Below are 12,238 nucleotides of genomic sequence, written 5' to 3'. Positions count from 1 at the left end.
AGGATGTATGACATGACCGTGGAGTCCGCCAGGATAATTAATGAGGAGGGTGTTAAGTCCGTGGCCGTCGTTGGTCTGCACCCAGCGGAGGGTTATGAACTACTTAGGAGGGGTTGGTCGAGGAAAGAGGTTCTTGATTTCATGAGGAGGGGTATTGACCTAGCTGCCGAATACGTTAAGAATGGAAAGGCAGTGGGTATTGGGGAAATTGGTAGGCCTCATTGGGATGTGCCCAAAGACGTTGTCGACCTTTTTAATGAGTTACTTGAGTATGCCTTCGGCGTTGCTAAGGACGTTAACGCGGTCGTGCACCTGCACCTGGAGAGGAATGGCATTAACACGGCATCATCAATAATAGACATGGTTAAGAGGGTGGGTAATAGACCGTACAGCGTCGTTATGCATCATGCGGAGCCCATCGTGATAGACATTGCCAATGATAATGGCTTAATGCCCTCGATACCCATGGGTAGGAAGGGTGAGTTTGAGGAAGCAGTTAAGTACGGTCCAAGGTTTGTCGTTGAGAGTGACTTCATAGATGACCCCAAAAGGCCTGGCGCGGTGATACCACCATGGACCCTAGTTAAGAAATTAAGGACTTACCTAATTAATGGGTTCATTGGTGAGGATTTCCTGCATACGCTTTGTGTCGAAAATATTAGCAGGGTGTATGGCGTGGATGTGATGGGCTGAGTTAACGCGTGTATGAACAGGCAGTAATGGCTTTTAAAGGCTGGCACCTTTCCACTTCGGGATGAGTGAGGAGAGGGAGTTAATCGAGAAGATGTATAGGAAAATAATAATGTCGCGTGTCAGGGAGCCGGCGACGAAAGCGCCCATGTGCCCCAGTGGCATTGTGATGCTCAATAACACGAACTTCGTTTCATCAATTAGGGAGTGCGTGGTCTCGGTCATTGACTTCTATGCCGATTGGTGCATACCCTGCAAGATCATGGAACCAATACTGAATAAGCTGGCCCAGGTATTCGCTGGTAAAGTATTCTTTGGGCGCATTGATGTTGATGCGTACCCAGAGGTGGCTGCTGAGTATGGGGTCATGTCAATACCGACAACAATACTCTTCAGGAATGGTGAGGAGGTTTACAGGGTTATTGGCGCCGTCGATTACAACACAATGAGGAGGTATATCGAGATTTACCTTGACGTTAAACCCTAGGTATTAACCTCACTAATTATTAATCGCCTACCATCCTGGGCAGGCAATATAAACGTTAACTTATAACTATCCCCAAAGAATATCACGCTTACATCATTACCAAGGTGAAACTCCCCATCAACACCCGCCAATATACAGCTCTCACAGTTCTTGGCATCGTCAATTATATTCCTAAATATGTTAATGGCGTCTTTACCGTTCGTCATTATCGAGGCCACAACACCTGCGTGGTCCCCATGTACGTGGTGGTCAATCTTTGCATTATACTTCGTTTTGAGCGTTTCCATGAAATCATTTAATTCCTCAATGACCTCCTTGGATAATTCCGTTATGTGGTGGTGATGATGCTCATGTTCCTCCTCAACCTCCTCTTCCTCCATTTCCTCACCCTCCTCATTACCCTCAACACCACTGAACCCAAAGGTCATGCTAATGATCAACTCAAGCTCCTCATTCTGGGCAATTCTCTCAATTTCCTTACCCAACTTACGCCATTCCTCAAAGCCAAGTTTAATCTGCATCATATCAATACCGCCAACTTAGGGAGAAACCCATTAATAAAACCTTTTGCTGCCACGCACCCATTTCATAACTCACGTGACCTCCTAAGCCATCCAGGTGTTAAACTTTGACTATAATCTCTATACCTTTACATCAATACTATAAATATAATGTATTAACCACGTTATCCTATGTATTATCACGGAAAGACTAAGTAAAATAAGAATAAAGCTTAAAAACTTCCTTTTGCACATTATTCGTGCCCACTAAAAACCTAGAAATCGAACCTGCAGACCTATGGAGGATACTAAAGGGCTCGGGTATAAAGTATGTTAAGTTTATAATAGTGGATATCAACGGAGCACCAAGGTCCGAGATAGTGCCAATAGACATGGCTAAGGATCTCTTTATTGACGGAATGCCCTTTGACGCATCATCAATACCTTCGTACTCAACAGTTAACAAGAGTGACTTCGTGGCATACGTTGACCCAAGAGCTGTATACATTGAGTACTGGCAGGATGGTAAGGTGGCCGATGTATTCACGATGGTCTCGGACATAGCCGACAAACCATCACCGCTTGATCCCAGGAGGGTTCTTAATGACACGCTTGAGGAGGCTAGGTCCAAGGGTTATGAGTTCCTAATGGGCGTTGAGGTTGAGTTCTTTGTTGTTAAGGAAGACAGTGGTAAGCCTATATTTGCTGACCAAGGTGTCTATTTCGATGGCTGGAATGTAACAGTCCAGTCCCAGTTCATGAAGGAGTTAATAACGTCAATAGCTGAGGCGGGCATTAACTACACGAAGACGCACCACGAGGTAGCCCCAAGCCAGTACGAGATAAACATAGGCGCCGCAGATCCACTAAGGCTTGCTGACCAGGTCATTTACTTCAAGATAATGGCTAAGGACATCGCGAGTAAGTACGGCTTAACAGCCACGTTCATGCCAAAACCCTTCTGGGGAGTCAATGGTAGTGGCGCTCACACTCACATCAGTGTCTGGAAGGATGGCAGGAACCTATTCCTAAGCAATACTGGGAAGATAACCGAGGAGTGTGGTTATGCAATAAGCGCTATACTGAGTAATGCGAGGGCGTTGAGTAGCTTCGTGGCACCACTCGTGAACTCATACAAGAGGCTAGTGCCGCATCACGAGGCTCCAACGAGGATTGTCTGGGGCTATGCGAATAGGAGTGCCATGGTTAGGATACCGCAGTACAAAATGAGGATTAACAGGATTGAGTATAGGCACCCAGACCCAAGCATGAACCCATATCTAGCCTTCGCAGCCATAGTAAAGACCATTATTAAGGGCTTTGAGGAAAAGAGGGAACCACCACCGCCAACCGAGGATGTCGCCTACGAGCTAGCCAATGCGCCGGAAACCCCAGCGACGCTTGAGGACACGCTTAAGGAGTTCTCAAAAAGCTTTCTAGCCACCGAACTACCCAGTGAATTAGTCAATGCCTACATCAAGGTTAAGCAAAATGAATGGGAGGACTACCTAACCAATGTTGGTCCCTGGGAGAAGACCTGGAACGTAATAACCCAGTGGGAGTACAATAGGTACCTAATCACCGCATAGTGGCTCAAAATATACCATATATAGTTTATGTTAAAAATATATATTAAATATATTTATTTCCTAACCCAATATTTTTATCGTGAAATTGTAAATAGCATTATGGAGAAAGGCTTAAAAACTAGTGAGTTTATATAGTTCGTGCCCAGTGACCCACTAAAACGGTAAATAGGATAAATAGAATAGCCATACTAAGTAGCTGGTTCCAGTACTAGCTGTAGCTGCGCTGGCGACCGCCATGATAGCTAAGGCTGATATACCGCCGAATCTATCAGGCTATCCACCCGCCTCGGTATCTCCATGGCTTGATACGGGCAGTAACGCATGGATGCTAACGGCTGCCACCCTGGTTGGCCTTCAGAGTGTGCCGGGGCTTATGCTCCTTTACGGTGGTATGACGAAGCGTAAGTACGCAATAAACACGATGATGATGGTCCTTTACGCCTTCGCGATAGTCCTGGTCATTTGGGTGTTAGCGGGTTACATGTTTGCCTTTGGCCCTCCATCCGTGAGGATTGGCAGCTTCTATATACTGGGTACGCCAATACCCGCGTTAACAAGTAACGTAATTACATCACAGGCAAGTGTCCCAGCTGCCCAGCAGTATCCGAATATTGCCATGTCAACGCTCATGTTCTTCCAATTCGTCTTCGCAGCAATAACCCCGGCGCTAATGGTTGGTGCCCTGATAGAGAGGATGAACTTCAAGGCCTGGATGCTCTTCGTACCACTATGGTCACTCCTAGTCTACAGCCCGATAGCCTTCTGGCTTTGGGGCGGTGGTTGGTTGGCGCAGCTCGGCGTTGTTGACTTCTCGGGTGGTTACGTAATACACGTCGATGCCGGCATAGCAGCCTTCGTGGCAGCTGCCATGGTTGGTGAAAGACTCGTTGAGGAGAGGAGACTGCAGCCGCATAACCTGACTCAGGTCGCGGCTGGGCTTGGCCTTGTTTGGCTCGGCTGGAATGGATTTAACGGTGGCGATCCCTATGGGTCAACAATAGACGCCGCAATAGCCGTGATAAACACGAACCTGGCAACCGCAGTGGTCGTGGTCACGTGGATGATACTCGACATGGCATACTTCAATAAGCCAACATTCACCGGCGCAGTATCCGGCGCAGTGGCTGGTTTAGTCGGTATAACACCGGCGGCGGGCTATGTCAATGGCATTGGTGCCATAATCATCGGCGCAGTGTCGAGCGCCACCGCATGGTATTCGCTGAATATGCTTCAGTTTAGGTCGAGCTTCACGAAACACATTGACGATGCGTTAGGCGTGTTCTCAGACCACGCGGTCCCTGGCATAGTAGGCGGCATATTGACCGGTGTCTTCGCGGATCCGAACATCACTAAGTACGTAGACCCAGGGCTTAGAGGTGCGCTATATGGCAATCCATATCAAGTGATCCTTCAATTACTGGGTGTTATCGTGGTCATAGCTTATGACGTATTAATGACATACCTAATACTGAAATTAATAAGTAAAATAACGCCATTAAAGGCTTCGATAGAGGCCCTGAGGATTGGCGATAGGGAGATGCACGGTGAGGTTGCCTACGATGAATTCGCCTTCGCAACACAGGGTGATGCGGAGAGAGCGGCGGCGGGTATTGTTGTCTCGGTGATTAGTACGACCAATAATATGACAAATACTAGGAAGGAGTAATAAAACGATAAATATTTCAAAAATTTCCTTAAAGACAATAGATTTTTATTAAAATTATTAAACCCATCTAACCTTTAGGATTGATCATCAGTTTCAAGCCTACCTGAGCTAGCCCTTAAATATATCGTCTTTACGCCCAATTGCCTCAGTCTCCTTAGTAACTTCATGTCACAGGTCACGGCAACGCAGTTATACCTCCTAGCAACCTCAACCACGGAATCATCAGGTGAACCCGTGGCGTTGGCTATGGAGAAATTATTGATAATGTAATTGAGGGCGCTTCTCGATGCCCTACTTACCCTGGGCCTACCCAATCTGCTTAATTTCATGAGTTCATTAAGTATTGGCTTTGGGATCATGAGTATTATTGGCGAATTAACAAGTTCAATTACCTGGTCAACCACGCGTATACCCTCGGTAAACATGAGCAATAATGCGCTTGTGTCGAATACCACACACTCGATCTTCACGTTCCTTACCGCCTTATTCGAGGACGGCATTACCACCCTTCAGTATCCCATAACCAACAATCCTCCACCTATTATTAACCTGCTTAGTAATCACTGCCTTGGAATTCTCCTCCGCCGATACAGCCTTCCTAAGTATTACGTCGAGCTTATCACCGTGGAACCCCTTAACAATGCCCATGACGGCTGCCGAGCCAACGTGAACCATGACCACGTCCTTGGGCTTAAACGTGACCTCCCTCAACGCCTGGTCGTCAGGCTTCTCGATCTTATGAAACTCAAGGGTTAATTCAGTCCACACGGGCGGTAACGTGTCAGGCTTACCAACAACACTGCCAACCAGGGAGTCCGCCTTCGTTAGTGCTGGATCAAGTTCGGTACCAATACCCACTAGGCCACCTGGCCTAGCTTCATCAATATGCTCATTGCCGATGGCTATGCTGACTATCTTCGTGATTATCGGCTCATACTTATTACCCAACTTAAGGCCTGGTCTTATTTCAATTTCGTCACCAACCTTAGCCGACCCCTTGATAACCGTACCACCAAGCACACCACCAACCAACTTATCCGGTGGAGTGCCCGGCCTATTGACGTTAAAGCTCCTTAGGATGAGCATCCTAAAGTCACCACTTGAGGTTTCCTTGGGTGGCACTAACTTGTCTATTAGTGATGATATGGCCTCAATATTCACCTTATGCAGTGAGGATACGGGCACTATCGGGGAGTTGCTGGCCCAGGTATTGCTCAGGAACTGCTTAATCTGCTTATAATTCTCCAGGGCCTGCTCCTTACTTACTAGGTCCAGCTTGTTCTGGACAACGATTAACTTATTGAGGCCCATTATTGTGAGTGCCGTGAAGTGCTCCTCGGTCTGCGGCTGGGGTACTGGCATTGATGCATCAATGACCAGTAAGGCCGCGTCTATGTAGGAGATTCCCGAAATCATCGTGCTTATCAACACCTCATGCCCAGGCACGTCTAGTATTGAGACCTTCCTCTTCAGTACTGGTTCATCACCATTGGGGCACTTACCATCCTTAAGCAAGCCATCGCTTATGATCCTAAACTCGCCCTCCATTGATGGACACTCATAGAGACCTATTGTTATGTAGCCCAGCTTAACAGTCATAGCCCTCTTAATCTCCTCACTATACCTGGCAACCCAGACCCCACTCAGGGCATGCACTAGTGTGGTCTTGCCGTGATCCACGTGGCCTGCGGTTGCGATGATGGCGTTTGGATATACGTATTTACCCATTCAAAACGAATTGGCATTAAGGGTTTAATAAGATTTCAGCACATGAGAAGGAAGGCAATGAACAGAATAAGCTTTATATCAAGCTTAATGAATAGATAATTCGCGGCTGTGTGCCTAGCGACGGCAGGCAACCGGGCGAGTCCGGCAACGGCTCGCCTGAGGAAACTTCCCCACATCGCCGTGGGTCCCCGCGGGGCAACCCGCCGACCGAGAGGTCGCAGGGGACGGTGGCCCAAGTAGGGACCTGTGATCTCCACGGGTGAGGTCCGGGTAGGGCCTTAGACGAATGCTACAGAAGGGGAGTTATGCCGTGGCTAGGCACACAGCCGGCCAATTCGTTGTTTTTCTTCTTCACGGGAGGAGATAGGATGTGAAAGTAAGTAAATATAAATAAAAAAAGATAAAATAATAAGAAAATTTTGATTGACACATGATTCGTATCAACTCATTAACTTATTTCTTCTTCTCCTTTTTTTCCTTCCTTCTTTTCCTCCTCCTTCTTCTCTCCCTTCTTGGACATACTGTCTTTTTTTGATATTACGGTTTCTTATAAAGGTTGTAATTTAATTTGCAATATAAAAGTTAAATTACAGAAAATGTCTGGTTATGGCGATTCATCACATGCCTAAAAAAAGCAATTACCTACCCACTTCGTTAGACTCTACGTAGATCTACATGGATTTAGAATAATTAATTCACAACTAGTGACATCTTTCTCTCTTAGTATATCTCTCTTTTTTTATCCAATTAACTAATTAATTCTTCGATTAATGAATCTCTAAGGCGATGTCAATTAGTGATTTTTTTAAGGAGAAATTGGTATTGGGTTTTGGGTATTTTGGCTTCTCTCTTTCTCTTCATAATAAGTCCCATACTATTCATTATTGTATTAATCATAGTGTTAGTCGTATATTTCGTGTTAATTAGGCGTGGCAAAAATAAGGGAGAGGAGTCCACGGTGGCTAAGGTTAAGTTACTGAGGAGCGTGTCCTCTAAGGGTGCTCATGACCTGAGGGTGAGTAGGGTTTGTGTCAGTATTGGTGTTGGTGATAGCATGGTGCGTCTCGGTGACAGGTGGGTTTCGGCGTTGCGAATTAATGCCTTGGACTCCTCATTACTTCGCGATATAATGGGTCTTGGAGCCATTATTAGCGATAATAATAGTAATTACCTGGTCATTTATGGCGATAGTCCTGACGATGTATCCATTAGGTTGAACACAGCCGTTGAATTACTCAGGTCTCGTAATGCATTGTTTAGGCAGTTATCCTCATCAGAAGTAATTAGTGAGGTGATACTGAGATGGATGAGTTAAGTGAGAGTGGCAAGGAATTACTTAGGAAGGTCCTCAGTAGGGGTAGGGTTGTCTATGACTCATTGAGTGAGGATGAGAGGAGGGCTGTCGATGAATTACTGAGGCTTGGTTATGTAAGGCTTTACGTAGAGCCAAATAGTAAGAGATTAGGCGATGCACTAAGGCTCGTTGCACCATCGGGTACCTTACATGGTAGGCTTAGCCATGTGAGGTACATTAACTACCTATGCCTAGCACTAGTCCTGTTAATGCCCTCCTTATCCCTATACCTAACGGTAAGGTCATTAATAATGGGCTACACTTCGGTGGGTGCGCTCTTCCTTGTCATAACCCTGGGGCTTGCGTATGTAGCCTACCTAGTAATACGTGGGAGCGTTGCCGCGTAATTTAGACCCTGAGTATTCTTATGCTATAGTCGTTGTACGTATCTATGACTCCGTGGGTCAACAGGACCAAGTCACCCTTCGCGATTAACCCGCTCCTAATCAATTGATTTAGCGTCTCCCTCTCACCCTCGTCGTAGTCTCTGACGTTCCCAATGAGTATTGGTTCAACACCCCAATAAAGCCTAAGTCTCTTGAGTATCCTCTCATCGCTGACGCCAACGTATGTAGGCACCCTAGGTCTATACCTGGAGATGGCCTCTACGAACCTACCACCCCTTGAGTAAATCACGATCTTAGCGCCTATGTCCTCGGCGAGTTGGACAATCCCCAGGGCTAGCCTATCTGTTAGGTTAGCCATGACGCTCCTATCAACGTGCACCTCATCTTCATACTCACTTGCAACCCTCCTCAACCACTGCACGGCCTCCACGGGGTACTTACCAACGGCGGTCTCGCCGGTCAGTAGTAGCGAGTCCACGCCCTCCATGACTGCGTTTGTTATATCAACAACTTCAGCCCTAGTCGGCACTGGTTGCTCGATCATGGACTCAAGTAACTGAGTCGCCACCATGGTCGGCACACCGCATTTCTGGGCCTCCCTAATTATTGAGCTCTGTATCCTGGGTATCTCCTCCAGGTCGAAGTGCATGCCAAGGTCACCCCTCGCAACCATGACGTAGTCACTAGCGCAGATCACGTCCTTCATGTTCCTAACAGCGTCAGGCCCCTCAATCTTAGCCACAAGCTTAACCCAATCACCACCAAGCCTCCTCAACTCAGTCCTAACCTCCTCAACATCGTCAGAACTCCTAACGTGGCTAATACCAACGTAGTCCATGCCCACCTCAACAGCAAACTTAAGGGCCTCCCTATCATAATCATCAAGTATCGGTAATGGATAATCCTTGCCCTTAATGACCACAGCCTTCTCCTGCGAAATGGTACCCGCGGTTAATGCGGTTAGTACGGCATTATTTGCGGAGACCTTATCAACACGTAGTCTCAACCTGCCATCATTCATCACAATCACATCATCAATTGTTATAACTCTAAAGAATGATGGGCTGGGTATTGGCACGAAACCTCCATCCGACTTATCGTCAAGCCTAAACTCCACGGAGTCGCCTACGTTAAGCGTTATGGGCTTCATACTCCCAGTCCTAACCCCAGGACCTCTTAAGTCGCCGAGCATCGCGATATCGCCTCTAAACCCCCTGGCATTTAGTATTCTTGACTTCCACTCCTCGGCATTGCCGTGTGAGAAGTTTATCCTTATCCCATCAACGTACCTAATTAATTCCCTCAATACCTCAGGCTTCTCTGAGGCGGTCCTATTGTTGCGATTATCTTTACCTTACCCACAACGCTGCTTCATCGCTAGGATTATAAGTCTTAGGGTGATTATGGTAATTACGGGTTTACCCATTATATCAAGGTTATTAAATTAATACGCAATGCTTATAGACAACGCCTACACCCACTACTTACATTACCCTAGGTGGTTCGCTTGCCAAAGCTCGGCATTGCACCACGTATGGAATTGTCCCGCGAGTCCGCAGTACTGTATTGGGGTGATGAGAGGGTGGTAATTCCAAGGCTTAAGCATGGCGTCCTCTTCCTAATGAGTGGTTATATTGGTTCCCAGGTCCATGGCTGCGAATATAGGCTGCACCTTGACTACCTGAAGGGTAGGGTTGTTAATGAGGGGGTCATCAACGGGTTGGAGGAGCATTCGAGGCAGCTTGGCATTAGTGAGGATGGCATTGGTCTCGAACTTGGTTGGAACTCAGTCATCGTTAATCGCGGCGAGGAGGGTGTTTACTTCTTCAATTCAAGAATGAGGAGTTGGATTGGTTACGCTGACTTCAGTAAGCCGTTTATTCAGGAGGTGTCCCTCGTGATGATTAGGAGGGACGTACCAATCCTAGGCCTACCCGACTTAATAATAAACCTGGACAATAAGCCCGCATACATAGTGGAGTTGAAGACCACGAATAACCCAGCGAATTTGAGGGTGGTGAGGGGTAGGGAATCACTGCAGACCGAGTCTTATTTCCACATGATGAGCTACCTAGGGCTTAATCCACGCGGCGTCGCGGTCATAAAGCTGGTTAGGGGTTCGAATTTTCGCGTAATTGATAATATAGACCTAGTGATTAGGGGTTTAGAGAGTGGTGAGGATTTTGTGAGGCTCACGAAGTATGCTATTATTCATAGGGTAAATGTTAGAGGGTTCAACGACTTCCTCAAGGACGTGGATTACTCCCTCGACTACTGGCTCGGCCTTAGAAACCCGAAGCCATCGCCAGGTAGGGGTCTATGCTCAACCTGCGAGCACAGGAGGTACTGTCCATACAGCGTTGTTAGGTGATTCTTACCTTTATTAGTAATAATAACAATATAATTAGTATATATATCATCGGTATAATTATTAGCAATATGAGTATGGAGGGTATGAATGCGTAAGCAAGACCGAGGACCGCCTCAGTCATTGTTAGCCAGGCCCATGTTGTCCTAAATGCCTTACCCAAACACGCCGCATACCCATAGAGGTATGGGCAATTAATTCCCCTCCTTAGGCTAGTATCCACGGAACCATCGATAACCCTAACCTCACCATTAACCTGAATACCCACGTGAGCTAATAGCTTCAATAGTGACGTGGAGTATTTCGTGGCGCTAACGCATCATGAAATGATAAGTCCACCCTAACCCTCCTCACAATCTCTGCAAGGCTCATTGATTGGACGAGCTTCTCCCCAAGCTCTGATGCCAAGGCCCTTTTGATACTTAGAAAATTAACCGTACCCATTGGCTCGCCCGTCCTCATGTCAAAGGGCGATATTAGGCCGCTGGGTAGTTCGAGGGATGATGGATATGGCACCAAAATATCCGTGACGCCAATACCATCACCACTCACGGTTAGGTTAAACAGCCTAATGCTTGGTGAAGGATCCATTATTCTCCAAGTATTGCTCAATGAGGGAACGTAGCCCCTAAAGAATTGTATTACGGAATTATCATCCTAACGAAGTACAGCGTCACGTACGCATAAAAGCCCCTTGGCGATACTGATACCTGCCTTAATGAATTCATCACAATTAAATCTATGGATAACGGGCAGGTATCACCAGTACGTGCATACCTTGTTAGTTCATGGATAACCACTGTCTTACTTCTCAACCCAATTATTGATAACTCGATTAGGATTACGAAGATTGTGATTCCAATTATGAATTGATTTATTAAATATGCCATTACTTAATAGAGAATCGCATTCTCTTTTTAAATTATTTTATCATCTTATTCGGTGCCATTTTTGTAATCTTTTATAATTATAAATAACACGAAAAGTTAATAAATTATCATATGCGGCAATTGTCGATGAGCTTTACTGTTGACAAAATAATAAAGAGGGAACCACTCGTAATAAGTGAAAATGCCAAGGTTAAGGATGCCGTCGAGTTGATGAGTAGGGAGAATGTGGGTCTATTGGTCATTGTGAATAGTGCTGGTAAGCCAATAGGCGTTATTTCGGAGAGGGACGTAATTAGGGCATTGGCTCGCGGCAAGGATTTAAATGCCAAGGTCACTGAGGTTGGCACTGTTGGTAATTTGGTAACGGTGGGTCCTAAGGACAGCATATACAAGGCTGCATTGCTAATGAATGATCGCAGGATAAGGCACTTAGTGGTTATGGATGGTGATAAATTGCGTGGGATCATCTCGATCAGGGACATAATTAGTGAGGAGAGGTTCATATCAAGACTGGCCGAGTTAGCTGAGACTAAGTCATCTGAGGCTGAGGTCAGCGGTGCCGATTAAAAGCTTAAAAATGAAATAGTAATTATTAAAAATGATGGGCTTTCTCAGGAGA

At 46.2% G+C, this 12,238-nt stretch carries 15 protein-coding genes; 8 read left to right on the top strand and 7 right to left on the bottom strand.

From position 1 onward, the window contains the following. The first annotated feature begins 3 nt into the window (after positions 1 to 3). Positions 4 to 693: a TatD family hydrolase gene (locus tag JCM14467_RS07925; RefSeq protein ID WP_342765499.1), complete on the top strand. Its 690-nt coding sequence runs from the start codon at positions 4 to 6 to the stop codon at positions 691 to 693. 61 nt (positions 694 to 754) lie between these two features. Beyond that, complete coding sequence (gene trxA / locus JCM14467_RS07920; protein ID WP_054849727.1) at positions 755 to 1,177, top strand: thioredoxin; 423 nt, start codon at positions 755 to 757, stop codon at positions 1,175 to 1,177. On the opposite strand, the gene JCM14467_RS07915 is transcribed toward trxA, so the two are convergent. Then, positions 1,174 to 1,701 carry a hypothetical protein gene (locus tag JCM14467_RS07915; RefSeq protein WP_054849726.1) on the bottom strand — a complete coding sequence of 176 codons (528 nt, stop codon included), beginning with the start codon at positions 1,699 to 1,701 and terminating at the stop codon, positions 1,174 to 1,176. The genes trxA and JCM14467_RS07915 overlap by 4 nt on opposite strands. Before the next feature lie 236 nt (positions 1,702 to 1,937). Between JCM14467_RS07915 and JCM14467_RS07910 the strand changes: the two genes are divergently transcribed. Both JCM14467_RS07910 and JCM14467_RS07905 read left to right on the top strand, forming a co-directional pair. Continuing rightward, on the top strand, positions 1,938 to 3,266 hold the full coding sequence (locus JCM14467_RS07910) for a glutamine synthetase family protein (RefSeq protein ID WP_054849725.1): 1,329 nt from the start codon (positions 1,938 to 1,940) through the stop codon (positions 3,264 to 3,266). 235 nt (positions 3,267 to 3,501) lie between these two features. Next, positions 3,502 to 4,932, top strand: a complete 1,431-nt coding sequence (locus JCM14467_RS07905) for an ammonium transporter (protein ID WP_054849724.1) — start codon at positions 3,502 to 3,504, stop codon at positions 4,930 to 4,932. A 74-nt stretch (positions 4,933 to 5,006) separates the two neighbouring features. On the opposite strand, the gene JCM14467_RS07900 is transcribed toward JCM14467_RS07905, so the two are convergent. Continuing rightward, positions 5,007 to 5,402, bottom strand: coding sequence for a PIN domain-containing protein (locus JCM14467_RS07900; protein ID WP_252901113.1), 396 nt, complete (start codon positions 5,400 to 5,402; stop codon positions 5,007 to 5,009). Between the two features lie 13 nt (positions 5,403 to 5,415). Beyond that, positions 5,416 to 6,660: a translation initiation factor IF-2 subunit gamma gene (locus JCM14467_RS07895; protein ID WP_054849723.1), complete on the bottom strand. Its 1,245-nt coding sequence runs from the start codon at positions 6,658 to 6,660 to the stop codon at positions 5,416 to 5,418. Positions 6,661 to 7,558: 898 nt separating this feature from the next. Here JCM14467_RS07895 and JCM14467_RS07890 point away from each other — a divergent pair. After that, positions 7,559 to 7,975, top strand: coding sequence for a hypothetical protein (locus tag JCM14467_RS07890; RefSeq protein ID WP_252901112.1), 417 nt, complete (start codon positions 7,559 to 7,561; stop codon positions 7,973 to 7,975). After that, positions 7,963 to 8,361, top strand: a complete 399-nt coding sequence (locus JCM14467_RS07885) for a hypothetical protein (RefSeq protein WP_054849721.1) — start codon at positions 7,963 to 7,965, stop codon at positions 8,359 to 8,361. The genes JCM14467_RS07890 and JCM14467_RS07885 overlap by 13 nt, the downstream gene beginning before the upstream one ends. A gap of 1 nt (position 8,362) precedes the next feature. Here the strand turns inward: JCM14467_RS07885 and pyk are convergent, their stop codons facing one another. Then, entirely contained in the window at positions 8,363 to 9,667 is a 1,305-nt protein-coding gene (pyk, locus tag JCM14467_RS07880) for a pyruvate kinase (protein ID WP_252901111.1), read from the bottom strand. A 201-nt stretch (positions 9,668 to 9,868) separates the two neighbouring features. On the opposite strand from pyk, the gene JCM14467_RS07875 reads away from it, so the two are divergent. Continuing rightward, positions 9,869 to 10,732 carry a hypothetical protein gene (locus JCM14467_RS07875; protein ID WP_252901110.1) on the top strand — a complete coding sequence of 288 codons (864 nt, stop codon included), beginning with the start codon at positions 9,869 to 9,871 and terminating at the stop codon, positions 10,730 to 10,732. On the opposite strand, the gene JCM14467_RS17160 is transcribed toward JCM14467_RS07875, so the two are convergent. The 3 genes from JCM14467_RS17160 to JCM14467_RS17150 are packed head-to-tail and all read right to left on the bottom strand — an operon-like array spanning position 10,725 to position 11,619. Continuing rightward, positions 10,725 to 10,997, bottom strand: coding sequence for a hypothetical protein (locus JCM14467_RS17160; RefSeq protein WP_252901109.1), 273 nt, complete (start codon positions 10,995 to 10,997; stop codon positions 10,725 to 10,727). The two genes, JCM14467_RS07875 and JCM14467_RS17160, sit on opposite strands and share 8 nt — an antisense overlap. A gap of 14 nt (positions 10,998 to 11,011) precedes the next feature. Next, the gene (locus tag JCM14467_RS17155; protein WP_252901108.1) at positions 11,012 to 11,341 is read right to left on the bottom strand and encodes a hypothetical protein; all 330 of its coding nucleotides are present in this window, start codon (positions 11,339 to 11,341) and stop codon (positions 11,012 to 11,014) included. A gap of 29 nt (positions 11,342 to 11,370) precedes the next feature. After that, positions 11,371 to 11,619, bottom strand: coding sequence for a hypothetical protein (locus JCM14467_RS17150; RefSeq protein ID WP_252901107.1), 249 nt, complete (start codon positions 11,617 to 11,619; stop codon positions 11,371 to 11,373). A gap of 126 nt (positions 11,620 to 11,745) precedes the next feature. On the opposite strand from JCM14467_RS17150, the gene JCM14467_RS07865 reads away from it, so the two are divergent. Continuing rightward, entirely contained in the window at positions 11,746 to 12,186 is a 441-nt protein-coding gene (locus JCM14467_RS07865) for a CBS domain-containing protein (protein ID WP_054849720.1), read from the top strand. Positions 12,187 to 12,238 lie beyond the last annotated feature (52 nt).

This window comes from Vulcanisaeta sp. JCM 14467 (assembly GCF_001316245.1).
Lineage (GTDB): Archaea > Thermoproteota > Thermoprotei > Thermoproteales > Thermocladiaceae > Vulcanisaeta.
The sequence above is the reverse complement of the archived record's forward strand: the minus strand, read 5'-3'. Positions and strand labels throughout refer to the sequence as shown.